17 protein-coding genes are annotated in these 23,895 nt (G+C 72.4%); 5 read left to right on the forward strand and 12 right to left on the reverse strand.

What is annotated here, in order from left to right; genetic code table 11:
* Nucleotides 1–57: 57 nt before the first annotated feature.
* From TCUR_RS08630 to TCUR_RS08640, 3 genes are all read right to left on the reverse strand, one after another.
* Nucleotides 58–3,828: a WD40 repeat domain-containing serine/threonine protein kinase gene (locus TCUR_RS08630; RefSeq protein ID WP_012852104.1), complete on the reverse strand. Its 3,771-nt coding sequence runs from the start codon at nucleotides 3,826–3,828 to the stop codon at nucleotides 58–60.
* A 484-nt stretch (nucleotides 3,829–4,312) separates the two neighbouring features.
* Nucleotides 4,313–4,786 carry a DUF1707 SHOCT-like domain-containing protein gene (locus tag TCUR_RS28315; protein ID WP_012852105.1) on the reverse strand — a complete coding sequence of 158 codons (474 nt, stop codon included), beginning with the start codon at nucleotides 4,784–4,786 and terminating at the stop codon, nucleotides 4,313–4,315.
* 4 nt (nucleotides 4,787–4,790) lie between these two features.
* Entirely contained in the window at nucleotides 4,791–5,444 is a 654-nt protein-coding gene (locus TCUR_RS08640) for a PadR family transcriptional regulator (RefSeq protein WP_012852106.1), read from the reverse strand.
* A gap of 350 nt (nucleotides 5,445–5,794) precedes the next feature.
* On the opposite strand from TCUR_RS08640, the gene acnA reads away from it, so the two are divergent.
* The 4 genes from acnA to mug all read left to right on the forward strand — a co-directional run bounded on the left by acnA (nucleotide 5,795) and on the right by mug (nucleotide 11,048).
* Nucleotides 5,795–8,560: an aconitate hydratase AcnA gene (acnA, locus tag TCUR_RS08645; RefSeq protein WP_012852107.1), complete on the forward strand. Its 2,766-nt coding sequence runs from the start codon at nucleotides 5,795–5,797 to the stop codon at nucleotides 8,558–8,560.
* A 137-nt stretch (nucleotides 8,561–8,697) separates the two neighbouring features.
* Complete coding sequence (locus TCUR_RS08650; RefSeq protein WP_012852108.1) at nucleotides 8,698–9,576, forward strand: DUF192 domain-containing protein; 879 nt, start codon at nucleotides 8,698–8,700, stop codon at nucleotides 9,574–9,576.
* A 54-nt stretch (nucleotides 9,577–9,630) separates the two neighbouring features.
* Nucleotides 9,631–10,353 (forward strand): sulfite exporter TauE/SafE family protein, encoded by a 723-nt coding sequence (locus tag TCUR_RS08655; RefSeq protein ID WP_012852109.1) that lies wholly within the window; start codon nucleotides 9,631–9,633, stop codon nucleotides 10,351–10,353.
* A gap of 101 nt (nucleotides 10,354–10,454) precedes the next feature.
* Nucleotides 10,455–11,048, forward strand: a complete 594-nt coding sequence (gene mug / locus TCUR_RS08660) for a G/U mismatch-specific DNA glycosylase (RefSeq protein ID WP_012852110.1) — start codon at nucleotides 10,455–10,457, stop codon at nucleotides 11,046–11,048.
* A gap of 55 nt (nucleotides 11,049–11,103) precedes the next feature.
* On the opposite strand, the gene TCUR_RS08665 is transcribed toward mug, so the two are convergent.
* Together TCUR_RS08665 and idi are read right to left on the reverse strand one after the other, a co-directional pair.
* Entirely contained in the window at nucleotides 11,104–11,553 is a 450-nt protein-coding gene (locus TCUR_RS08665; protein ID WP_012852111.1) for an ASCH domain-containing protein, read from the reverse strand.
* Between the two features lie 318 nt (nucleotides 11,554–11,871).
* Nucleotides 11,872–12,447 (reverse strand): isopentenyl-diphosphate Delta-isomerase, encoded by a 576-nt coding sequence (gene idi, locus TCUR_RS08670; RefSeq protein WP_012852112.1) that lies wholly within the window; start codon nucleotides 12,445–12,447, stop codon nucleotides 11,872–11,874.
* Nucleotides 12,448–12,597: 150 nt separating this feature from the next.
* Between idi and dxs the strand changes: the two genes are divergently transcribed.
* Nucleotides 12,598–14,517 (forward strand): 1-deoxy-D-xylulose-5-phosphate synthase, encoded by a 1,920-nt coding sequence (gene dxs, locus TCUR_RS08675; protein ID WP_012852113.1) that lies wholly within the window; start codon nucleotides 12,598–12,600, stop codon nucleotides 14,515–14,517.
* 140 nt (nucleotides 14,518–14,657) lie between these two features.
* Here the strand turns inward: dxs and TCUR_RS08680 are convergent, their stop codons facing one another.
* The 7 genes from TCUR_RS08680 to TCUR_RS08710 all read right to left on the reverse strand — a co-directional run bounded on the left by TCUR_RS08680 (nucleotide 14,658) and on the right by TCUR_RS08710 (nucleotide 23,819).
* Nucleotides 14,658–15,023 (reverse strand): hypothetical protein, encoded by a 366-nt coding sequence (locus TCUR_RS08680; protein ID WP_012852114.1) that lies wholly within the window; start codon nucleotides 15,021–15,023, stop codon nucleotides 14,658–14,660.
* Between the two features lie 86 nt (nucleotides 15,024–15,109).
* Nucleotides 15,110–16,468 carry an FAD-dependent oxidoreductase gene (locus tag TCUR_RS08685; protein ID WP_012852115.1) on the reverse strand — a complete coding sequence of 453 codons (1,359 nt, stop codon included), beginning with the start codon at nucleotides 16,466–16,468 and terminating at the stop codon, nucleotides 15,110–15,112.
* 193 nt (nucleotides 16,469–16,661) lie between these two features.
* A complete protein-coding gene (locus TCUR_RS08690; protein ID WP_012852116.1) occupies nucleotides 16,662–18,149 on the reverse strand; it encodes an amino acid permease in 1,488 nt (495 codons plus the stop codon).
* 144 nt (nucleotides 18,150–18,293) lie between these two features.
* Nucleotides 18,294–20,372 (reverse strand): 3-hydroxyacyl-CoA dehydrogenase NAD-binding domain-containing protein, encoded by a 2,079-nt coding sequence (locus TCUR_RS08695; RefSeq protein ID WP_012852117.1) that lies wholly within the window; start codon nucleotides 20,370–20,372, stop codon nucleotides 18,294–18,296.
* A complete protein-coding gene (locus tag TCUR_RS08700) occupies nucleotides 20,369–21,565 on the reverse strand; it encodes a thiolase family protein (protein ID WP_012852118.1) in 1,197 nt (398 codons plus the stop codon). The genes TCUR_RS08695 and TCUR_RS08700 overlap by 4 nt, the downstream gene beginning before the upstream one ends.
* A 318-nt stretch (nucleotides 21,566–21,883) precedes the next feature.
* The gene (locus TCUR_RS08705) at nucleotides 21,884–23,140 is read right to left on the reverse strand and encodes a ribonuclease D (RefSeq protein ID WP_052305654.1); all 1,257 of its coding nucleotides are present in this window, start codon (nucleotides 23,138–23,140) and stop codon (nucleotides 21,884–21,886) included.
* A gap of 82 nt (nucleotides 23,141–23,222) precedes the next feature.
* Nucleotides 23,223–23,819: a DUF3000 domain-containing protein gene (locus tag TCUR_RS08710; protein ID WP_041439437.1), complete on the reverse strand. Its 597-nt coding sequence runs from the start codon at nucleotides 23,817–23,819 to the stop codon at nucleotides 23,223–23,225.
* Nucleotides 23,820–23,895 lie beyond the last annotated feature (76 nt).

Consider the following 23,895-nt stretch of genomic DNA (forward strand, 5'->3'; position numbering starts at 1 on the left):
CCCGGGACGGATCCGCCGGGGCCGGGCGCGGTCCCTCCGGCCCCGGACGGAGCGAGATCACCGGCCGCACGGCGGGTCATAGGGGAGTCCGGGCACGTACTTGGCCCACTGGGCCGGGGTGATCACATCGCCGACGCTGTGGCACAGGATGCGGGTCATGAACTCCGGATCGGTGTTCCACACATCGACCGTGTCGCTGGTGGACACCAGCAACGGCGTCGGCCCCTGGGAGCTGTAGGACAGGTCCTCGCTCTCCCGCGAGTCGTAGGCGAAAGAGGCCCGGTGAACCGGGGCGTCCGGGTTGCTGACGTCCCACAGCTCGATGTGCGGGGAGGTCTCGCCGGTGAAGGAGGGGGAGGCGGCGGACCCGGCGGTCCAGGCCAGGGTGCGGCCGTCGGGGCTGAAGGCCAGGCCCTTGCCGGAGCCCACCGTGCGCATCAGCACCGGTTCCCCGACGATCCGGTCGCCCTGGACCCGCCACAGGCGGGTGGTGTCCCGGCTGTCGCTGACCGCCAGCAGCCCGCCGTCGGGACGGAAAGCCGAGGTGGCGAAGCCGGAGTCGCCCGCATCCGGGGTGAGCCGCAGGGTCGGGTGCTGCACCGGGCGGCTCGGGTCGGCGGTGTTCCACGACAGCAGCGTGTCGGCGGTGGTGGCGACCAGCAGGTTCCCCTTGGGCGCGAAGGTGACGTCGTAGACCTCGCCGCGCATCGACGTCAGCTGCCGGGGAGCGGCGGGGGTGGACACGTCGAACAGCCTCACCGACGCCGGACCCGTCCTGGCCGGCAGGAAGTCGTTGTTGTCGGCCACGGCCAGGATCCGGCCGTCCGGGCTGAAGGAGACGTCCTCGACGCCGTTGCTGAGGCCGGTGACGGTGCCCACCACCGGGGCGCCGGGCCGGCCGGTGTCGCGCAACCGCACCACGGGCCTGGCGTCGCCGCCCTTGCCCGCCATCTCGCTGACGGCCAGGATCCGGCCGTCCGGGCTGAAGTCGGCGCCCTGGGCGCCGACTTGACCGCTGCCCGGCAGCTCGGCCAGCCGGCGCATGCCCCCTTCGCCGGTCAAGTCCACCAGCAGGCCGAAGTTCGCGCCCTGGATCACCAGCAGCCGCCGGGGACCGCCGCTGAAGCGCGTGGTGACCTGGAAACCGGACGGGACCGTGCCGTAGGTGGCCACCGAGCTCAGCCGCAGGGTGTTCTCGACATACCACAAGTAGACGCCCCCATAGGTGGCGTGCAGCAGCCGGTGGCCGCGCGAGGCGAACAGCGCCGGGCCGGTCCGCCCCGCCGAGTCGCCCATCCCGGCCAGCCGGTTGACCAGCCTCGGCTGCGTGGGGGAGGGGAGGTTCCACAGCAGCGTGTCCCGGTTGCAGACGGTGGCCAGCGTCTTGCCGTCCGGGCTGAAGGCGGTCGAGAGCAGCTCCCCCGGGCAGTTGAAGGCCGCCCCCTCCTTCTTCGCCGCGGCCAGGCGCCGCGGCTTGCCCGGGTTCTGCACGTCCCACAGGCGGAACACGATGTCCTTGGAGTCTCCCGGGCCGGCCAGCGTCTTGCCGTCCGGGCTGAAGGAGACCCGGCGCAGGATCTTCTCCTGCGACAGCCGAGCGTTCGGCTCCCCGCCGGCGACCTTCGCCAGCGCGGAGGTGCGCTCGGGGTCGAGGGGGTCCCACAGCCGCACCGTGCCGTCCAGGCCGGCGCTGGCCAGCAGCTTCCCCGACGGCGCGAACGCCACCGAGTCCACCGCGCCCTTGTGCCCGGTCAGCGTGCGCAGCGTGCGCGGGGCGCCGGTGGCGGGGATCTCCCACAGCCGCACGCGGCCGTTGCCCAGCCCGAGGGCGAGCATGCGGCCGTCCGGGCTGAAGGCCAGCGAGGCGACCTTGGCCGGCTGATTGGCGGGGACGGTGAGCTCCCGGGGCGCGGAGGGGTTGCTCACATCCCACAGCCGCACCGGCGTCCGGCCCGGCCCGGCGTCGGTGACGGCGGCGGCCACCAGCCGCCCGTCCGGGCTCAGCGCCACGCCCCTGGAGCCGCCGGCGCTCAGCCGGGCCAGGCTGCGGCCCTTGCCGGTGTCCCACAGCGCCACGTCGCTGCCCGTGGAGACGGCCAGCCGCGTGGCGTCGGCGTTGAGCGAGATGTCCCAGGCGGGGACCCCGGCGTTGAACACCCCCGGCAGCTCCAGGGAGGAGAACAGCGCCGCGGTGCCGGAGGCCGGGTCGGTCCGGTAGGCGATGATGCTGAGCTGTTTGGCCAGGCCCGGCTGGCTGGAGCGCAGGTTCTCGGCCTCGGAGGCCACCAGGCGGGCCACGGCGACGTCGCGCTGGCGGGCGGTGTCGCGCTGGGCGCGGGCGGTCTCCTTTTGGGCGCTGACGGCGCTCTGCCTGGCCTGCACCGCGACGCCGGTCGAGGCCAGCGCCAGCACCAGCAGCACGGCCAGCGTGACGGTGGCGATCTGCCGCAGCCGGGCGGCGCGGGTCTGGGCCTGGGTGCTGGCGTCCAGGAAGGCCCGCTCCAGCCGGTTGAGCGCCGGACGCTGGTGGTGGGCGGCCCACAGCAGGGCGTCCTGCAGCCGGGTGCCGGTCAGCACGTCCGTGCGGCGCCGCCCGTGGGTGTTCCAGGTGCGGGCCGCCTGGCGGATGTGGCCGTGCCCGACCAGCCCCTGGCGGTCCTGGTCGATCCAGTCGCGCAGGCGCGGCCAGGCGCGCAGCAGGGCCGGCCGCGACAGGGCGATCTGCCCGTCCTCGGTGTGGGTGAGCACCGGGCCGAAGGCGGCCACGATCCGCTGCAGGGCAGCCGTCTGCTCCATCTGGGGCCGGTCGAACAATTCGTCGGCGGGCAGGCGGCGGGAGGCGATGTCGCCGTCCTCGGTGGCCAGCACCAGCCGCAGGAACAGCTCGGGGACCAGCTCGCGGTCCTCGGCGGATAGGGACTGGTAGATCTGCTCGGCGATCTGGCCCAGCGCCGGATCCTGCGGCCCGGTCTGGGCCAGCTGCTCGGCCTGCGCGGTGCCCGCGGCCATCAGCCCGCCGGTGTCGGCGGAGGGGCCGCCGACCAGCGCCGACAGCAGCGAGCGGGCGGTGGGGCGGGCCAGCGGGTCCTTGTCGAGGGCGGCCTTGACCAGCGGGCGCAGCTTCTCCGGCAGCGGCTCCAGGTCCGGCTGGGTGGTCAGCACCCGGTGCATCACGGCCGGCAGGCTGTCGGCGCGGAAGGCGTGCTCGCCGGTGGCGGCGAAGTAGAGGATCGCGCCCCAGGCGAACACGTCGGCCGCGGCCCCGGCGCGCTTGCCCTGGTAGACCTCCGGCGCCATGTACACCGGGGTCCCCGCCGGGTTGCCCAGCGGGGTCAGCGACATCTCCAGGGTGCGGGCGATGCCGAAGTCGATCACGCGCGGCCCGTCCGGGCCCAGCAGCACGTTGTCGGGCTTGAGGTCGCGGTGGATCACCCCGGCCTCGTGGATGGCGGTCAGCGCGGTGGCGATCCCGATCGCCAGCCGGTGCAGGTCGTCCCCGGTGAAGCGGCGCCCCTCCTTGACCACCCGGCCCAGGCTGCGCCCTTCGACGTACTCGCTGACGATGTAGGGGCGGGGCCCGGTCATCTGCACCGACAGGATCTTGGCGGTGCAGAACGAGGAGACCCGCTGCGCCGCCTCCACCTCCCGCGCCATGCGCTCCAGGTCGGCCGCGGCCCCGTCGGGGGCGTGGAACACCTTGATCGCGACTCGGGTCCCGTCCTCGCCGTAGCCCTCGTAGACCACTCCCTGGCTGCCGGCCCCCAGCCGTCCGGCCAGCCAGTACTCGCCCAGCCGTTCCGGATCGCCCGGTTCCAGCGGATCGGCCACGCGGTCACCTCCTCAGACGGACGTCCCGGCCGGTGCCCCCGCGGCCGCCCGCGATCCGCCTGCGGTGGGGAGGACCGTGATCGGCACCGGCTTGGTGCCATGGGACTGCGCCCGTTTCGGACGGCGCGCATCGCACAAGGGGGGCGTTCCGGTACCACCTTCCGATGACCGGCACCGTACCAGTGCTCCGCTGTGTCGCCCATGTCTTCACAGAGAGCACTCGCTGAACCTTCGGCGGCATGCCGTTTCCGCCGGCAAAGACGGGACCTGGGCCGGGAGGAGCGCCGTGACCTGCAGTGTCATGCGTTCGGAGACCGCCGGGGCTCCCGTTCCGGCCTTCCGGGACCGCGTATGGAAGGGCGCGCTCCCCGGCGCCGCGGCCGGGACCGGCCGGCCCGGCGGGCCTGAGGCGGTCCCGGCGTGCGGCGCCGGAGCGGCCCTCAGGCCCCGGACCGGCCGTGGCGAGGTCCCGGGGCCTGAGGGTTCAGCGCCGGATGGCGCGCAGCCGGCGGTGCAGGCGGACGGCGGTGAACAGGCCCGCCGCCAGCCAGAGCACCAGCGCGGCTTTCAGCGCCAGCACGATCCCCGCGGCCGGCCCGGCGGTGAACGCCCCGATCAGGAAGAGCACCAGCAGGATCGGCACCAGCGGCGCCGGGCCGTGGTGGTGCCGGTGGTGCATCAGGTGACGGCCGTGATGGCCATGCGGGTGGTGCCGATGGCCGTGCCAATGCGCCCAGTGCGGGTGACCGGCCCGCGGCCCCTGCCAGGCGGGCTCGGGAAGCCCATGGGGGCCGGGCAGATCCTTGACGATCTCGCGCAGGTCGCCCTCGGTCTTGGCGGCCAGCGTCGCCTCCAGGCGCTCGTCGAGTTCGGCGCGGGTGAGGCGGCCCATGGCGAAGTGCTCGTGCAGCGCCTCGGTCACCGCGTCGCGTTCGGCGTCTCCGATGCGCAGGTCCATGCGGTCACTCCTCGGGGTCGTCCTCGGCGAGGATGCGGTACAGCCTGCTGCGGGCGTCGGCCAGCACCTGGGCGGCCTGGGCGACCTGCTCGGGGGAGCCGGCGTGGACGATCTGCATCACCGCCGCTCCGGTCCGGGCGGCCTGCTTGAGCAGGTCGGGCACGCCCTCGCCGTACTCGGGCGTCATCTGCGCCCAGGGCTCGTTCAGCTCCTCGGCGTGCGCGGCGACGTAGGCGCGGCCGGCGTCGGTGAGGGAGTAGGTCTTGCGGCCCTCGTTTTCGGCGGCGCGGATCAGCCCTTCGTCGGCCAGCTGCTGCAGGGCCGGGTAGACCGCGCCGGGGCTGGGCCGCCAGGCGCCGCCGCTGCGCTCGCCGATCCGCTGGATGAGCTGGTAGCCGTTGGCCGGTTCCTCGGCCAGCAGCGTCAGGATCGCCGCCCGGATGTTGCCCTTGCGGGCGCGCGTCCCCTGCCCGGGCGCCCATCCGCCCCAGGGTGCGCCGCCGCGGCCCCACGGGCCGTGGCCGCCCCACGGGCCGGCGCCGAACATCCATCCGAAGCCGGGGCCGTGCACGCCCGGCCCGCAGTGCCGGCCGGCCGCTTTGGCGGCCAGCGCCGCGGCGGCCAGTGCCCAGTGGGGCGCGAAGGTGGCCGAACTCATGTTCTTAACCGCCCTTCTTTGATCTTTCTGAGACCAATCGCGATACGACAACGATATATCTGAAACGTGTCGCCGGTCATCCCGGTTCCCGGTGCAGATAGCTTGATGTCGAGATAAATTGGCAGGTAGCTTGACGTCGAGAGAAAAGCCGCGGAAGTTAGGTCCCCCCAGGGCGCGGCGCGGGCTTCGGCTAGGGCAGGATTCAGAGGGAATACCGATCGCGCCGGACCGTGCCGGCAGCGGTTCAGCAGACGTCAACGCGCCTATAGGGCTCTACAGGGAATGGTCCGCCGCACGCGGGACCCGCGCATGCGGGGCGGGCGTGCGCGCGGCGTGATGGAGGAGGAGTCGTGTCCGCCAACAGCTTCGGCGCCCGCAGCACGTTGCGGGTGGGCGACAAGTCGTATGAGATCTACCGGCTGGACGCCGTCGAAGGCGCGGCCCGTCTTCCGTACAGCCTGAAGGTGCTGCTGGAGAACCTGCTGCGCACCGAGGACGGCGCCAACGTCACCGCCGACCACATCCGCGCGCTGGCCGGCTGGGACCCCTCCGCCCAGCCCAGCCAGGAGATCCAGTTCACCCCCGCCCGGGTGATCATGCAGGACTTCACCGGCGTGCCCTGCGTGGTGGACCTGGCCACCATGCGCGAGGCCGTGCGCGACCTGGGCGGCGACCCGTCCCGGATCAACCCGCTGGCCCCGGCCGAGATGGTCATCGACCACTCGGTCATCGTCGACCACTTCGGCACCCCGGACGCCTTCGAGCGCAACGTCGAGCGCGAGTACCAGCGCAACCGCGAGCGCTACCAGTTCCTGCGCTGGGGCCAGACCGCCTTCGACCAGTTCAAGGTCGTCCCGCCGGGCACCGGCATCGTCCACCAGGTCAACATCGAGCACCTGGCCCGCGTGGTGTTCGCCCGCGACGGGGTCGCCTACCCCGACACCTGCGTGGGCACCGACTCCCACACCACCATGGAGAACGGCATCGGCGTGCTGGGCTGGGGCGTGGGCGGCATCGAGGCCGAGGCCGCCATGCTCGGCCAGCCGATCTCCATGCTCATCCCGCGGGTGGTCGGCTTCAAGCTGACCGGCGAGCTGCCCTCCGGCAGCACCGCCACCGACCTGGTGCTCACCATCACCGAGATGCTGCGCCGGCACGGCGTGGTCGGCAAGTTCGTGGAGTTCTACGGCGAGGGCGTGGCCGCGCTGCCGGTGGCCGACCGGGCCACCATCGGCAACATGAGCCCGGAGTTCGGCTCCACCTGCGCCATCTTCCCCATCGACGCGGAGACCATCGCCTACCTGCGGCTGACCGGCCGCTCCGAGGAGCAGATCGCCCTGGTCGAGGCCTACGCCAAGGAGCAGGGCCTGTGGCTGGACCCCAAGGCCGAGCCGGACTTCTCCGAGCACCTGGAGCTGGACCTGTCCACGGTCGTCCCGTCCATCGCCGGCCCCAAGCGCCCCCAGGACCGCATCGCCCTCACCGCGGCCAAGCAGACCTGGCGGCGCGACGTGCGCAACTACGTCACCGTCGAGGGCACGCTGGATGAGGCCACCGCCGAGTCCTTCCCCGCCTCCGACTCCCCGGCCGTCTCCCACAGCGACAACGGCGACAAGCCGCGCGAGCAGGACGGCGGCGTCCCCGCCCGGCCGCACAAGAAGGTCCCGGTCACGCTGGCCGACGGCACCACCTTCGAGCTCGACCACGGCGCCGTGGTGATCGCCGCGATCACCTCCTGCACCAACACCTCCAACCCGTATGTGATGGTCGGCGCCGCGCTGCTGGCCAAGAAGGCGGTGGAAAAGGGCCTGAGCCGCAAGCCGTGGGTGAAGACCTCCCTGGCCCCCGGCTCCCAGGTGGTCACCGGCTACTACGAGCGCGCCGGGCTCACCCCCTACCTGGACAAGCTCGGCTTCAACCTGGTCGGCTACGGCTGCACCACCTGCATCGGCAACTCCGGTCCGCTGCCGGAGGAGATCTCCAAGGCGATCAACGACAACGACCTGACCGTGGTGTCGGTGCTGTCGGGCAACCGCAACTTCGAGGGCCGGATCAACCCGGACGTCAAGATGAACTACCTGGCCTCCCCGCCGCTGGTGGTGGCCTACGCGCTGGCCGGGACGATGGACATCGACCTGTTCAACGAGCCGATCGGCGAGGGCGCCGACGGCCAGCCGGTCTACCTGCGCGACATCTGGCCCTCCAAGGAGGAGGTCGCCGAGATCGTCGAAAGCTCCATCGGCCAGGAGATGTTCCTGCGCGACTACGCCAACGTCTTCGACGGCGGCCCGCGCTGGCAGGAGCTGCCGGTCCCGACCGGCGACACCTTCTCCTGGGACCCGGACTCCACCTACGTCCGCAAGGCCCCGTACTTCGACGGCATGACCATGGAGCCGGAGCCGGTGCGCGACATCCGCGGCGCGCGGGTCCTGGCCAAGCTGGGCGACTCGGTCACCACCGACCACATCTCCCCGGCCGGCGCCATCAAGGTCGGCACCCCGGCCGCCCAGTACCTGCAGGAGCACGGGGTCGAGCCCAAGGACTTCAACTCCTACGGCTCCCGCCGCGGCAACCACGAGGTGATGATCCGCGGCACCTTCGCCAACATCCGGCTGCGCAACCAGCTGCTGGACGGGGTCGAGGGCGGCTACACCCGCGACTTCACCCAGGAGGGCGCGCCGCAGACGTTCATCTACGACGCCGCGCAGAACTACGCCGCCCAGAACATCCCGCTGGTGGTCATCGCGGGCAAGGAGTACGGCTCCGGCTCCTCCCGCGACTGGGCCGCCAAGGGCACCGCGCTGCTGGGCGTGCGCGCCGTCATCGCCGAGTCCTTCGAGCGCATCCACCGCTCCAACCTGATCGGCATGGGCGTGCTGCCGCTGCAGTTCAAGGAGGGCGAGTCGGCCGAGTCGCTGGGCCTGACCGGTACCGAGACCTTCGACATCATCGGCATCGAGAAGCTCAACGAGGGCGTCACCCCGCGCGAGGTGACCGTCCGCGCCGACGGCAAGGAGTTCCAGGCCATCGTCCGCATCGACACCCCGGGCGAGGCCGACTACTACCGCAACGGCGGCATCATGCAGTACGTCCTGCGCAACCTGCTGCGCAAGTAGTGCGCGCATAAAGCGGCCGGCTGAACGGGTCGTTTCCCTCGCCTGAGGGGAACGACCCGTCTGTTTTCCGGCCACGATGGGCGCAACCCGGCGCCTTGGGAAAGGCGCCGGCAGCACCCCCGACGGGAGCCGGTGACGTGAGACCTGTGCGCGCCGCGGCCGTCCTGGCCGGGCTTTTCGCCCTCTGCGGGTGTGATCTCACCGGGGGAGTCGCCTACCAGCCTCCGCTGCTGCCGATCGTGTTCACCCTCTCCTCCACCGGCGAGTTCGGCGTCCAGCTCGGCCGCGGCATCACCACCCCCTTCGGCAGGGTGGGCGTCGAGACGGCCCTGAAAGAGCCGGACAAGGACGAGACGATCGTGACCATCGCCCGGCAGGGCGAGGCGATGGAGGACAGGTTCAAGATCAAACGCCGTGGATCGATGACGGTGTGCGTGGACGGCCCTTCGATCACCTCCATCTCCTCCGGCGTCATCCGGGTGGTGGTGCCCCGGGAGGCCACGACGGTGCGGGTCGTCGATCCCTCCCGAGCGCACAGCGAGTGCCGGGGCGCCGTCGTGGCCCGCCGGGGGGCTCGGCCCGGCCCTCCGCCCGCCGGCTGGGCACCGCGGCGGCCGCAGGCCGGGCAGCGGCTGGATCCGAGCGCGCTGCCTACCGTCGAGGTCGGGCTGATGGGCCGCCGCCACCGCCTTGCGCTCGTCGACAGGCCCGAGCAGATGGCGCTCGGCATGCGGGAGTGGAGCCCGGCCGACCTCGGCGACCGGTCCGGGATGCTCTACCGCTACCCGTCGCCGCAGGCCGGCGCCCACTCGCTGAGCGGCTACCGCTTCGTCACCGACGTGCTCTTCTTCGATGCGAGCGGCCGTTTCCTGATGGGCTTCACCGGCTGGCCCTGCGCTCAGCCCCCGGCGGTCTGCCCGCGCTACTCCCCGTGGGTGGGTTTCTCGTACGTGATCGAAGCGCCCAGCGGCTACCTGCCCTACCCGGCGCCGGGTGCGTCGCTCACCGTCCACTGACGGGCCCATGCCCGCGGCGGTGCCTGGAAACGGCGGGATGTAACGTTCCACCACGTGCTGCCGGATCCGGAATTTCTGCTGATCGGCGGGGTGGCCGCGCTGGCCGGGGCGATCGTCCAGGGCAGCGTGGGGCTCGGGCTGGGCCTGGTCGCCGCGCCGATCGTGACCCTGCTGTTCCCGTCCCTCATGCCGGGCTCGATGCTGGTCGCCGCCACCGTGCTGCCGCTGCTGACCTTGAGGCGGGAGCTGCGGCACGCCGACCTGAGCGGGCTGCGGTGGGCCTTCTTCGGCCGGGTGGCCGGAACGCCCCTGGGCGTGTGGGTGGTGGCCGCGCTCTCCACCCGGGTGCTGGGCGCCGTGGTGGGCCTGGTCGTGCTGGCGGCGCTGGCGGCCACCGCCTGGTCGGCCCGGGTGCCGCGCAACCCCCTCACGCTCACCGCCGCGGGGCTGGTGGCGGGCGCCACCGGGACCGCCACCGCGATCGGCGGCCCGCCGATCGCACTGCTGTACCAGCGGGAGAGCGGCCCGCGGGTGCGGGCCACGCTGGCGGCGTTCTTCGTCGTCGGCGCCCTGCTGTCGGTGCTGACCCTGGCCGCCATGGGGGAGCTGCCGCCGGTGCAGGTGACCGCGGGGCTGGCGCTGACCCCGTTCGTGGCGGCCGGGTTCTGGCTGTCCGGCCCGCTGCGCCGCTACCTGGACGCCGGCCGCATGCGCCGCGCCGTCCTCATCGTGGTGGGCGTCTCGGCGATGACGCTGATCGTGCGCAGCCTGCTGTGACCGGCCGCCGGTGCGGAAGGCGGATCATCGCGTTACCCTGACCCCTCCGGTGGCCCCGGCCCGTCCGGCCGGGGCGTCGGCGTGTGCGACGGAGCGTGACGGTGGCGAAGAGGCCGACGAGGGCCGAGCTGGAGGCGGCCCGCAGCCGGGTGATCCAGGACGTGCTGCCGGCGGACGGGACGCGGCTGCGGGTGCTGTTCTGCGGGATCAACCCCGGGCTGTATTCAGGGGCGAGCGGGCACCACTTCGCGGGCCCCGGAAACCGGTTCTGGCCCGCGCTGCATCGCTCCGGGTTCACCGACCGGCTGCTGACCCCCGCCGAGCAGACTGAGCTGCTGTCGCATGGGCTGGGGATCACCAACCTGGTGGCCCGCACCACGGCCCGGGCCGATGAGCTGACCCCGCAGGAGCTGCGCGAGGGCGGCCGGCGCCTGACCGCCCTGGTCGAACGGTACCGGCCGCGCTACCTGGCGGTGGCCGGGGTGACCGCCTACCGGACGGCCTTCGGCAGGCCCAAGGCCCGAATCGGGCCGCAGCCTGAGCCCCTGGGACCGGCCAAGGTGTGGGTGCTGCCCAACCCCAGCGGCCTCAACGCGGGCTGGACCCTGGAGCGCATGGTGGCCGAGTTCACCCGGCTGCGCGAGGCGGCGGACGCCGAGGACGACCGGGCGGGCCGAACATCGGCCGGACGCTGAAAGCGCATGGCCGCAGAGTCCGCCCGGCTGCGGCGGCCGAAGACGGCGTGGAGGGCTAGCGGCCCGCATCGAGGGTGGCCGGCTTGGCCGCGGTGGCGAGCATGGCGTGGACCTCGCTGACCAGGGAGGGCGGCGGGATCCACGGGTCCACCCGGCCCAGCGCCACGATCGGGCGGGGCAGCGGCCGCACGTCGGCCAGCCGCCAGTGGTAGCGCTGCGGCTCGGCCCACGGGCCGCAGTCGCAGCGCTCCCCGTGGACCGCCGCCGTGCACACGTCCGTCAGCTCGGCCAGCGCTATCACCGCGCCGAGGGTGGCCAGCGGGTCGCTGGGGTCCCAGCCCGCCGAGCGGATCAGCGGCGAGTCACAGGAGGCCAGGTCCACGCGCATGGAGGCGTGGATGAGCAGCGGACCGCGATAGGCGGTCGGCAGTGCGTGGTTGTAGACGGTCTTGCCGCCTCGTGCGATGGCGAAGGCCCACGGTTGCCGAACGCTGATCGCCTGCACGCGGGTACCTCCCGTGCTCGCTTCATGGCCCCTTACCGGACGACGCTGATCAGCCGTCCGATTTGTAGTGAATTATCTATCTCAAGGCCGTATCCGCCAGACGGACGCCAGGCGAACATGGCCGCCGGGCAAGCCGGAACCCCGCCCTGACCATGGCGAATCGGCCCCGCCGCCGACCGTGGAAGGTGATTTCTCACATCTTCATCGGTGAGACAACCATGAACACCCGGTCACTTGACCGGACGGGTGAAGACCGTTCCGTTCGCGGGGTAATGGCCGCCGCCGCGGGCGGGAATCCCGCCCGCGGCGGCCGGGGCCTCACCAGCTCAGCGCCGGCGGCAGCCGGGAGGGATCGGCGCCGGGCCACTGCTCGGGCGAGCCGAGCGGGGCGAGCTGGGCCATCTGCATCCGAAACCACGGCGACGCCTCGGGCGCCCCGGCCAGCTCCAGGCACTCCGCCCAGGTCTGCCAGCGGGCGTCGGCCACTTCCGCGGGGTTGGGCCGGAGCCGGCGGCCGCTCCAGCGGGCGCGCACCACCGGGCACCGCTCGTGCTCCACCGTCCCGTCGGGTGCGGTGGCGCGGTAGTCGAACTCCGGCAGCACCAGCGTCAGGTCCTCCGCCGTCAGCCCCAGCTCGGTCTCCAGCCGCCGCGCGACCGCCTGCCGCAGGCTCTCGCCGGGAGCCGGGTGCCCGCAGCAGGTGTTGGTCCACACTCCGGGGAAGGTCGCCTTGTCCAGCGCCCGCCGGGTGATGAGCACCCGTCCCTCCCCGTCCGTCACATAGCAGGAAAAAGCGAGATGGTAGGGGGTGTTCCGATGGTGGCTGGCGGCTTTCGGCGCGGTGCCGATCGCCTCGCCCGCCGGATTGAGCAGCACGATCTCCTCAATGCCCATGAACGCGGTGCCCTTCGTCCGGGTGATGCGACGCGTTGTCCGAAGAAGATCGTTCCAGACCGCTTGGCCGATGGATCGGCGGATCCGTGACTAAACTCGGGGCGTCAGGCGATTCGGGGCCTGTGGGGGGATGAGGGCGAGGAGGACGGTGTGAGCGTTCTGGAGTCGATCGACGGTCCCGACGATCTCAAGCGGCTGGATCGGGCGGAGCTGTCCCACCTGGCCGTGGAGATCCGGGACTTCCTGGTCGACGCGGTGTCCAAGACCGGCGGGCACCTGGGGCCCAACCTGGGCGCGGTGGAGCTGACCATCGCGCTGCACCGGGTCTTCGACTCACCCCGCGACAAGATCCTGTTCGACACCGGCCACCAGGCTTATGTGCACAAGCTGCTGACCGGCCGCAAGGACTTCTCCCGGCTGCGCAAGCGCGGCGGGCTGTCGGGCTACCCCAGCCAGGCCGAGTCCGAGCACGACATCATCGAGAACTCGCACGCCTCCACCGCTCTGTCGTACGCCGACGGGCTGGCCAAGGCGTTCGCGCTGCGCGGCGAGCACGACCGGGCCGTGGTCGCGGTGGTCGGCGACGGGGCGCTGACCGGCGGGATGTGCTGGGAGGCGATGAACAACATCGCCGGCGCCGACCTGCCGGTGATCATCGTGGTCAACGACAACGGCCGCTCCTATGCGCCGACCATCGGCGGGCTGGCCCGCCACCTGGCCGACCTGCGCGTCACCCGCGGCTACGAGCGCGCCCTCGACATGATCAAAAAGACGGTGCCGCGCGCCCCGGTGGTCGGCCCGGTCGCCTACGAGGCCCTGCACGGCGTCAAGAAGGGCCTGAAAGACGTGCTGCAGCCGCAGGCGATGTTCGAAGACCTCGGCCTCAAGTACGTCGGCCCCATCGACGGCCACGACATCGAGGCGGTCGAGCACGCGCTGCGCCGCGCCCGCGGCTTCGGCGGCCCGGTGATCGTCCACTGCATCACCCGCAAGGGCTACGGCTACGCCCCCGCCGAGAACAACGAAGAGGACTGTATGCACGGCGGCGGCGCCTTCGACCCGGCCACCGGCCGGTCGGTCGCCAAGGGCGGCGGTCCCAGCTGGACCAAGGTGTTCGGCCAGGAGATGGTGCAGATCGGCGCCGAGCGCTCCGACGTGGTCGCCATCACCGCCGCCATGCTGCACCCGGTGGGGCTGGGCGCCTTCGCCGAGGCCTACCCGGACCGGATCTTCGATGTGGGCATCGCCGAGCAGCACGCGGTGACGTCCGCGGCCGGGCTGGCGATGGGCGGGCTGCACCCGGTGGTGGCCGTCTACGCCACCTTCCTCAACCGGGCCTTCGACCAGGTGCTGATGGACGTGGCGCTGCACCGCCAGCCGGTCACGTTCGTTTTGGACCGTGCCGGGGTGACCGGCGACGACGGCCCCAGCCACAACGGCATGTGGGACCTGTCGATCCTGCAGCTGGTGCCGGGGCTGCGGATCGCGGTGCCGCGCGACGGCGCCCGGCTGCGCGAGCTGCTGCGCGAGTGCCTGGCGGTCTGCGACGGCCCGACCGCGCTGCGCTTCCCCAAGGGAGCGGTCGCCCCAGACGTCGAGGCGATCGACCGCGTCGGCGCCATGGACGTGCTGGCCCGCCACTCCGGCAGCAATGGCGCCCGGGTGCTGCTGGTGGCCGTGGGGCCCATGGCCGCCACCGCGCTGGAGGTCGCCGACCGGCTGGCCGCCCAGGGCATCGGCGTCACCGTGCTGGACCCCCGCTGGGTCAAGCCGCTGGACGCGGCGCTGCCGGCCGAGGCCGGCCGGCACACCATGGTCGCGGTCGTGGAGGACAACGGCCGGGTCGGCGCGGTGGGCGATGCGGTCGCCCGGCTGCTGCGCGACAACCGGGTGGACGTGCCGGTCCGCACCTTCGGCATCCCGCAGGAGTTCCCCGAGCACGCCTCCCGGGCCGAGCTGCTGGCCGACTTCGGGCTCACCCCCCAGGCCCTGGCCCGCGACATCACCGAGGCCGTGGCCGGGACCGGCGAGCCCACCACGGCCGAGCACGTCCACACCTCCCGGGACTGACCGGCACGCCGTCCGCGTGTGATCTTCCAGGCCGGGCGGGAGGCAGGGCCGAGCGGCTCTGCCTCCCGCCCGGCGCGGCGTTCACCGGCAGGCGCGAGTGCCGCACCGCAGGAGGGCCCGCCGCCCTGTTCATGCGGCGCTCAGACGCCCTGGGAGGTCTCCAGGTGCCAGTAATGGTCGATGCACGCCTCCCGGGTGCCCAGCTCCCGTCCGACATAGCTCCAGCGGCCGCGCAGCATCCACGGCCGTCCGGTGCCGTCTTGGACGAACACCTGCAGGGGGAAGGCGGCGTTGCGGGCCCGGATCGCACCTGTGGAATCTCGGGTGTCCCACAGTTCGGGCCGGGCCTCGCAGCGCACGCCCATCACTCGCGTGCCCGGATCTTGGCGCAGCAGGCCCCGCGTCAGGTCTGAGACCAGCAAGGACACGTAGTCGGGGCCGAGCCAGCGCAGGTCCGGCAGCAGCTCTGGCGGAGGAAAACCGTGAAGCTCAAGACCACCGATCACAGAGCGCACGTTACTGCCCAGTTGTGAGCTCTGTCACTACCCCTGTGGTGGTCTCCAGCGCGGTGCGCGCCGTGCTGGGCGCCGGATCAGCCCCCGTGGCAGGCGGCCCGCATGTCCTCCCAGCGTCCCAGCTTGACCCGCTCGCCGCGGCCCAGCGAACGGGCCAGCTCGATCTCGGCGGCGTCCAGCTTCAGCCACTGGTCGTAGGTGACCGCCCGGCAGCCCCGGGCCTCCAGCAGCTCCTCGATCCGCCGCTGCGGGCGGGGCCGGTCGCCGGCGCCGGCCAGGTCGGCCAGCAGGTTCGCGACGGTCTCGGCGGCGTCGGACTTGTTGGTGCCCACCACGCCGGTGGGGCCCCGCTTGATCCAGCCGGCCACGTACTCGCCCGGCAGGTGCGCCCCGGAGGCGTCGATGACGCGTCCGCCCTCGTTGGGGATGACGTAGGCGCGCTCGTCGAACGGCACGCCCTCCAGCGGGACGCTCTTGTAGCCGACCGAGCGGACCACCATGCCGACCGGCAGCGTCTCGAACGTCCCGGTGCCGCGCACCCGCCCGTTGTCGTCCAGCGCGGTGCGCTCCAGCCGCAGCCCTTCCACGCGCTCGGTGCCCAGGATCTCGGTGGGGGCGAGCCAGAACCGCACGTCGATCAGCCGCGGCTTGACCCCCTCCGGCGGCCGGGTCCAGCCGCGCAGCACCTTCAGGTTGCCGCCCACCCGCCGGTCGGAGGCGGCCAGCTCGGCGGAGGCGGCGTCCAGCTCCAGGTCCTCGGGCCGGACGTGGATCTCGGCGTTGTCCAGCTCGCCGAGCTCGCGGGCCTCCTTGGTGGTGAACTTGGCCTGCGCGGGCCCGCGCCGTCCGATCAGGTGGATGCGCCGCACCTTGCTGGTGGCCAGCGCCTCGATGACGTGCTGGGGGATGTCGGTCTCGCGCAGCTCATCGGCGGTCTTGGCCAGGATGCGCACCACGTCCACCGCGACGTTGCCCACGCCGATGACCGCGACCTCCTCCACCGACAGGTCGAAGACGTGGTCGGCGGCGTCGGGGTGGCCGCAGTACCAGTTGACGAAGTCGGTGGCGGCCACGCTGCCCGGCAGGTCCTCGCCCGGTACGCCCAGCTGCCGGTCCACCATCGCGCCGGTGCAGTAGATGACCGCGTCGTAGCACTCCAGCAGTTCCCGGCGGGTCACGTCCCGGCCCAGTTCCACGCAGCCGAGGAACCGCACCGCCGGGTGTTCCAGCACCCGCTGCAGATACCGGGCGATCGACTTGATCGACTTGTGATCGGGTGCCACCCCGTACCGGACGAGCCCATAGGGCGTCGGCAGCCGGTCCAGCACGTCGACCTGAACGTCGCCGTCGCTCTGCTTGACCAGCGCCTCGGCCGCGTACAAACCGGCCGGCCCGGATCCGATCACCGCCACCCGCATGTCAGCCATGGGCGTCATTGTGCCTACCTCGCACCTGAAAGGACACCGTGTCCAGTATCACTTTGACTTCTCTCTATTAGAGAGAGTTGGGAGGGTCCTGATAACGCCCAGTACGCACAGCAGCGGTTTTGTGGATCAGCACCCAGGGGCGCACCCTTGCGTCCCCGCCGCGCGGGACGGGGATTTCGTGGCGGACGGCACAAGCGCCGTCTCACCTTGTGGAAGCGGAGGCGGCTCGCTCGCGGCGGCCCAGCCGGCTGTGCCGGTAGCCGTAGGCGAAGTAGAGCATCGCGCCCAGCGCCATCCACACCCCGAACCGCAGCCAGGTCTCCACCGGCAGGTTCAGCATCACGAACAGGCAGGTCAGCGCCGACAGGATCGGCACCACGGGCACCAGCGGGGTGCGGAAGGCGCGCGGCAGGTCCGGGCGGGTGCGGCGCAGCACCAGCACCCCCATCGACACCAGCAGGAAGGCGAACAGCGTGCCGATGTTGACCAGCTCGGCCAGCGTCGACAGCGGGATCAACCCCGCCAGGATCGCCGCGGCCAGCCCCACCAGGATCGTGGTGCGGTAGGGGGTGCCGAACCGGGGGTGGACCTCGGCCAGCCAGTCCGGCAGCAGCCCATCGCGGCTCATGGCGAACAGCACCCGGCTCTGCCCCAGCATCAAGATCAGCACCACGGTGGTCAGCCCGGCGATGGCGCCCACGCTGATGACGGTGGCCACCCACGGCTGCCCGACGGCCTTGAACGCGTCGGCCAGCGGGGCCTCCTGGCTGAGCCGGGTGTAGTTCTGCATGCCGACCACCACCAGCGAGACCGCCACGTACAGCAGCGTGCAGATCAGCAGCGAGCCGATGATGCCGATCGGCAGGTCCCGCTGGGGACGGCGGGACTCCTCGGCAGCCGAGGCGACGATGTCGAAGCCGATGTAGGCGAAGAACACGATCGCCACCGCCGCGAAGACCCCCAGCCAGCCGAAGCTGACCGGGGTGATGCCGAACAGCACCTGCATCAGCGGCGCCTGCAGCCCCTCGGTCGCCGGGTTGCTCTCCGGCGGCGGGATGAACGGCCTGTAGTTGGCGGCCTTGACGAAGAACAGCCCGAGGAAGATGACCAGCAGGATGACGGCCACCTTGATGGCGACCACGATCTGGTTGAACCGCGCCGACAGCCGCACGCCCAGCACCAGCACGCCGGTCACCAGCAGCACCACCAGCACCGCCGGGATGTTGAAGACCGAGTTCTCCCCGGCCAGCGCCTCGGGCAGCCCGATGCTCAGGGTCTGCAGCAGCGACTGGGCGTAACCGGACCAGCCGACCGCCACCACCGCGGCGGCCAGTCCCAGCTCCAGCAGCAGGTCCCAGCCGATGATCCAGGCCGGGAACTCCCCGAAGGTGGCATAGGAGAAGGTGTAGGCCGAGCCGGCGACCGGCACCGTGGAGGCGAACTCGGCGTAGCACAGGGCGGCCAGCGCGCAGGCCACCGCGGCGATGACGAACGAGAACGCCACGGCCGGTCCGGCGTAGTCGCGGGCCACCCGGCCGGTCAGCACGAAGATGCCGGTGCCGATGATGACCCCCACCCCGAAGACGATCAGGTCGGTGGCCGACAGCTCGCGGCGCAGCCGGTGCCCGGGCTCCTCGGTGTCGGCGATCGACCGCTCGACGGGCTTGGTGCGCAGCAGCCCCACGGTCATCCCCCAAGCGAACGCGGAATCGTCCCTTAGGGATCACCCGCGGTGGACCGATCCAAACCCCTGTGCGGGCCGGTCGCCGCGCGGGCGGGGGCTCCGGCTTCCCCGCCCGCGCGGCCGCCGGTCGCTCCCGGGAGGGGGCGACCCTCAGGCGGGCAGCGAGGCCACTCCCGGTGGCAGGAAACGCCGCCCGGTGACCTGCTGCGACACCCCGATCCGGTCCAGGTAGGGGGTGATGCCGCCCAGGTGGAACGGCCAGCCCGCGCCCAGGATCATGCACAGGTCGATGTCGGCGGGCTCGGCCACCACGCCCTCGTCCAGCATGATCCGGATCTCCTGGGCCAGCGCCCGCAGCGCGCGCTCGCGCACCTGCTCCTCGGTGGAGGGGCTGGTGCCGCCGGAGAAGATCTCCACGGCCTCCGGGTCCAGCGTCAGGTCCGGCAGGTAGACCCCCTTCTTGCCGGCGGCCACCAGCTTGGCCAGCTTGCCCGACAGCGGGAAGCGGTCGGGGAAGGCCGCGTGCAGCGTCTCGTTGACGTGCAGCGCGATCGCCGGGCCGACCAGCCCCAGCAGCGTGAACGGCGTCATCGGCAGGCCCAGCGGCGCGGTGGCCCGCTCGGCCACCTCGATCGGGGTGCCCTCGTCCACCGCCGCCATGATCTCCGCCAGCAGCCGCACCAGCAGCCGGTTGACCACGAACGCCGGGGCGTCCTTGACCAGCACGCAGGACTTCTTCAACTGCTTGCCCACGGCGAAGGCGGTGGCCAGCGTCGCCTCATCGGTGGCGCCGCCCCGCACCACCTCCAGCAGCGGCAGCACCGCGACCGGGTTGAAGAAGTGGAAGCCCACCACCCGCTCCGGGTGCTGCAGCCCGGAGGCCATCTCGGTGACCGACAGCGAGGAGGTGTTGGTGGCCAGCACGCACTCGGCCGACACCACCGCCTCGACCTCGGCGAACACCTTCTGCTTGACCGCCATCTCCTCGAAGACCGCCTCGATGACGAAGTCGGCGTCGGCGAAGGCGGCCTTGTCCAGCGACCCGGTGATCAGCCCCTTGAACCGGGAGGCCTCATCGGCGGAGATGCGGCCCTTGGCCAGCAGCTTGTCGATCTCGCCGTGGGCATAGGCCACGCCCTTGTCCAGCCGCTCCTGGTCCAGGTCGGTCATCACGACCGGGACCTGCAGGCGGCGGGCGAACAGCAGCGCCAGCTGACCGGCCATCAGCCCGGCGCCCACCACGCCGACCTTGGTGACCGGGCGGGCCAGCGACTTATCGGGCGCCCCCGCCGGCCGCTTGGCGCGCTTTTGGGTCAGCTCGAAGGCGTACAGCCCGGCGCGCAGCTCATCGCTCATGATCAGGTCGGCCAGGGCCTCGTCCTCGGCGGCGAAGCCCTCGTCCCGGCTTGCGGTGCGGGCGGCGGCGACCAGCTCCAGCGCCCGGTGCGGGGCGGCCTGCGGCTTGCCGGCCAGCGCCGCGCGGGCCCGCTCCACCGCCTCCTCCCAGGCCCGGCCCCGGTCGATCTCGGGCCGCTGCACCTGCACCTCGCCCTTGATCACCCGGGCGGCCCAGCTCAGCGACTCCTCCAGGAAGTCGGCCGGCTCGAACAACGCGTCCGCGATGCCCAGCTCAAAGGCCTGCCGCCCGTTGATCGTCTTGTTGTTGGCCAGCGGGTTCTCGACGATCAGCCGCAGCGCCTTCTCCGGCCCGATCAAGTTGGGCAGCAGGTAGGTGCCGCCCCAGCCGGGCACCAGCCCCAGCAGGCACTCCGGCAGCGCCACCGCGGGCACGCCCGCCGAGATCGTCCGGTAGGTGCAGTGCAGCGCCACCTCCAGGCCGCCGCCCAGCGCCGCGCCGTTGACGAACGCGAACGAGGGGATCGGCAGCTCGCCCAGCCGGCGGAACACCGCGTGCCCCAGCTCGGCGATGGCCTTGGCCTGCTCGCGCGTGGTGATCAGGGGGACGCCCTTGAGGTCGGCGCCGACGGCGAAGATGAACGGCTTGCCGGTGATCCCCACGGCCGCCAGGTCGTCGCGGGCCGCGATCGCATCCAGCGCCTCGCTGAGCGCGCTCAGCCCGCCCGGGCCGAAGGTGTTGGGCTTGGTGTGGTCGTGCCCGTTGTCCAGCGTGATCAGCGCCATCGTCCCGGCGCCGTGCGGCAGCGTCACATCCCGCACGAGGGCCTTGGTGACGACCTCGTCTTTGAACAGGTCCTTGATGTCGCTCACTTGGCCCCCTCCCAGGCGAGGTTCTCCCACAGCACGGTGCCGCCCATCCCCATGCCGACGCACATGGTGGTCAGCCCGTAGCGCACGTCGGTCCGCTCGGCGAACAGCCGCGACAGCTGCGTCATCAGCCGCACCCCCGAGGAGGCCAGCGGGTGGCCGAACGCGATCGCGCCGCCCCAGGGGTTCACCCGCGGATCGTCATCGGCGATCTTGAAGTGCTCCAGGAAGGCCAGCACCTGGACGGCGAACGCCTCGTTGATCTCGATCAGGCCGATGTCGTCCATGGTCAACGAGTTGCGGGCGAGCACCTTCTCGGTGGCCGGCACCGGCCCAAGGCCCATGACCTCCGGCTCCACCCCGGCGAAGGCGTAGTCCACCAGCCGCATCCGGGCCGTGAGGCCCAGTTCGGCGGCGACGTCCTCGGCGGCCAGCAGGCAGGCGGTGGCGCCGTCGTTGATGCCGGCGGCGTTCCCGGCGGTGACCTTGCCGTGCGGGCGGAAGGGGGTCTTCAGCTTTGCCAGGTCGGCCATCGTGGTGGTGGGCCGGGGCGGCTCGTCCTCGGTGGCCAGCCCCCAGCCCTTTTCCGCGGAGCGGATCGCGGTGGGCACCAGGTCCGGCTGGATCTTGCCGGCGGCGTACGCGGCGGCGACCTTCTGCTGGCTGCGCACCGCGTAGGCGTCGGCGCGCTCCTTGGTGATCTGCGGGAACCGGTCGTGCAGGTTCTCCGCGGTGCACCCCATCACCAGCGCGGACGGGTCCACCAGCTTCTCGGCCAGAAAACGCGGGTTGGGATCGACGCCCTCGCCCATCGGGTGCCGTCCCATGTGCTCCACGCCGCCGGCGATCGCCACGTCGTAGGCGCCGAAGGCGATGCCGGAGGCGGTGGTGGTGACGGCGGTCATGGCCCCGGCGCACATCCGGTCGATGGCGTAGCCGGGGACGCTCTTGGGCAGCCCGGCCAGCACGGCGGCCGACCGGCCGATGGTCAGCCCCTGGTCGCCGGTCTGGGTGGTGGCGGCGATGGCGACCTCGTCCACGCGCTCGGGCGGCAGCTGGGGGTTGCGCCGCAGCAGCTCCCGGATGGCGCGTACGACCAGGTCGTCGGCGCGGGTCTCGGCGTACAGGCCGCCCGCCTTGCCGAACGGCGTGCGGACGCCGTCGATGAACACGACGTCACGTGCGGTGCGCGGCACGAGTGGTCCCTCTTTCGATGCGGTGGCTGCGTGACGTTGAGCCTCGTGCCCGCCAAGCCAGGCGTCTGTCGGAGCAGGAGCGGGACGGGCACGAGTGCCCACGGCCGCGATGCTACTAGCGAGTAACCCAAAAAGCTACTCGTCAGTAACTAGTTATTCCGTCATCAATCTGTCACGTTCCGTCAAAGGCCCAGCTCGTTCTTCGTTCCGCCGCACGAAGCCGCACGAATCGGACGGCGGCAATGCGACGGCGCCCGGCACGGGCCGGGCGCCGTACGGAGATCGCCGTTTCGGGGCCGGGGAAACCGCGCGGCGGTCTTACAGCTCGCCCTTGGTCTCCAGCCGGATCAAGGCCTTGGCCAGGGGAGTGGCCACCAGGCGGACCTGCCAGTCGCGGGCGCCCAGGGCGCGCAGCGCGCCGCCGACGGTGGCCGGGGACAGCTCGGCCGGCGGCGACCAGGCCAGACGGCGGACCACATCGGGCTGCAGCAGGTTCTCGGCGGGCATGGTGTGCTCGTCGGCCAGCGCGGCGACCACCGTGCGGGCGGTCGCCAGCCGCTTGGCGGCCTGCGGATCGCGCTCGGCCCAGCGGTGCGTGGGGGGCGGCCCCTCGCCCGGCTGGCTGGGCACGGGCAGCTGATCCTCCGGCAGGTTGCGCGCCCTGGTCACCGCGCGCAGCCACACCGACTGGTGGCGGCGCGCCCCCCGGTTGCGCATCGCGGGCAGCGCCAGCAGCTCGGCGGGGGTGCGGGGGGCCTCCAGCGCCAGCTGCACGATCGCCGCGTCCGGCAGCACCCGGCCCGGGGACAGGTCCCGCTCGCGGGCCAGCCGGTCCCGGGCCAGCCACACCTCGCGGACGATCGCCAGCTGCCGCCGGGTGCGCACCCGGTGCATGCCGGAGGTGCGGCGCCAGGGGTCGGGCCGCGGCGGCTTGGGCGGAGTGGCCAAGATCGCCGCGAACTCCTCCAGCGCCCACTGCAGCTTGCCGGCCCGCTCCAGCTCCGCATGGAGGGCGTCGCGCAGCTCGATCAGCAGCTCCACGTCCAGCGCCGCATACCGCAGCCAGTCCTCCGGCAGCGGACGGGTCGACCAGTCGACCGCCGAATGCCCCTTCTCCAGCACGAAGCCGAGCACGTTCTCCACCATGGAGCCCAGCCCCACCTTGGGGTGCCCCAGCAGCCGCCCGGCCAGCTCGGTGTCGAACAATCGCCGCGGCCGCAGCCCCACCTCGGCCAGGCACGGCAGGTCCTGGTTGGCGGCGTGCAGCACCATCTCCGCATCCGCCAGCGCCGCATCCAGTCCCGACAGGTCGGGGCAGGCGATCGGGTCGATCAGCGCCGTGCCGGCCCCCTGGCGGCGCAGCTGGATCAAATAGGCGCGCTGCCCGTACCGGTAGCCGGAGGCCCGTTCGGCGTCCACCGCCACCGGGCCGTGCCCGGCCGCAAACGCCCGGATGACACGTTCCAGGCCGGCGGCGTCGCAGATCACCGGGGGGATGCCCTCACGGGGGTCCAGCAGCGGCACCGCGTCGGCGCGGATGGCCTCGCGTCGGGCGATCTCACGTTCCACCGCGATCTGGGGGTTTTCCGCGGCGGGTTCGGCGGCGGGTTCGGCGGCTTCGGTTTCAGACACTCCCACGAGCCCTACCGTACGTCGTTCACGGCCTTGGACGACGGGACCGATCCGGCAGCGCGCTGACCCCCAGCGGAGGCAGCCCGGCGGCCATGCACATCACCTCGCACCAGGCCCGCACATGCCCGGTCAGATCCGTGCCGGTCGGCGACCAGGACGCACGGATCTCCAGTTCGGTGGCCGAAGGGTCGCCGCCCTTGGTGCCGAAGCTCTCGGAGACCGCCCGGGTGACCGTTCCGGAGGCGTCGGCGTACCCGACCGGCTCCAGCGCCTCGGTCAGCCAGCTCCAGGCCACCCCGCCGATCAGCTCATCGGCGGCGATGTCGGGCTCCAGGTCGGCCTGGATATAGGCGACCATGCGGAAACCGCCGGTCCAGCCGTCGCGTCCAGCCGGGTCGTACAGCACGATCAGCCGGCCGGTGGCGGCGATGTCCTCGGCGTCCCGACAGACCGAGCCGGCCAGCGCCGCGGCATAAGGGGCCAGCCGCTGCGGGGCGGGCATGTCCTCCAGTTCCAGTTCCGGCCGGAGCGGGTCGCCCTCCAGGATCCGGCGCAGCGTGTCACGGGCCCGCCGGAAGGGGGCCGGCTCGGCGGCCGGGTCGGGGGGCGTCTCCCGGGTCATGTCCGGGCCGGCCACGGCGCCGGCGGGGACGACGGGACGGGCGAGAGAAGTAGGCACCGCACGGTCTCGGGGCTCG

Origin of the sequence: Thermomonospora curvata DSM 43183 (genome assembly GCF_000024385.1) — a bacterium.
In the GTDB taxonomy this organism is placed as follows: Bacteria; Actinomycetota; Actinomycetes; order Streptosporangiales; family Streptosporangiaceae; genus Thermomonospora; species Thermomonospora curvata.

Bases quoted from the DNA above. Each gene is read 5' to 3' on its own strand.
- TCUR_RS08690 (WP_012852116.1), bottom strand. From the start codon at position 18,149: ATGACCGTGGGGCTGCTGCGCACCAAGCCCGTCGAGCGGTCGATCGCC.
- TCUR_RS08640 (WP_012852106.1), bottom strand. From the start codon at position 5,444: ATGAGTTCGGCCACCTTCGCGCCCCACTGGGCACTGGCCGCCGCGGCG.
- TCUR_RS08685 (WP_012852115.1), bottom strand. From the start codon at position 16,468: ATGACGCCCATGGCTGACATGCGGGTGGCGGTGATCGGATCCGGGCCG.
- TCUR_RS08710 (WP_041439437.1), bottom strand. From the start codon at position 23,819: ATGACCCGGGAGACGCCCCCCGACCCGGCCGCCGAGCCGGCCCCCTTC.
- TCUR_RS28315 (WP_012852105.1), bottom strand. From the start codon at position 4,786: ATGGACCTGCGCATCGGAGACGCCGAACGCGACGCGGTGACCGAGGCG.
- idi (WP_012852112.1), bottom strand. From the start codon at position 12,447: ATGGGCATTGAGGAGATCGTGCTGCTCAATCCGGCGGGCGAGGCGATC.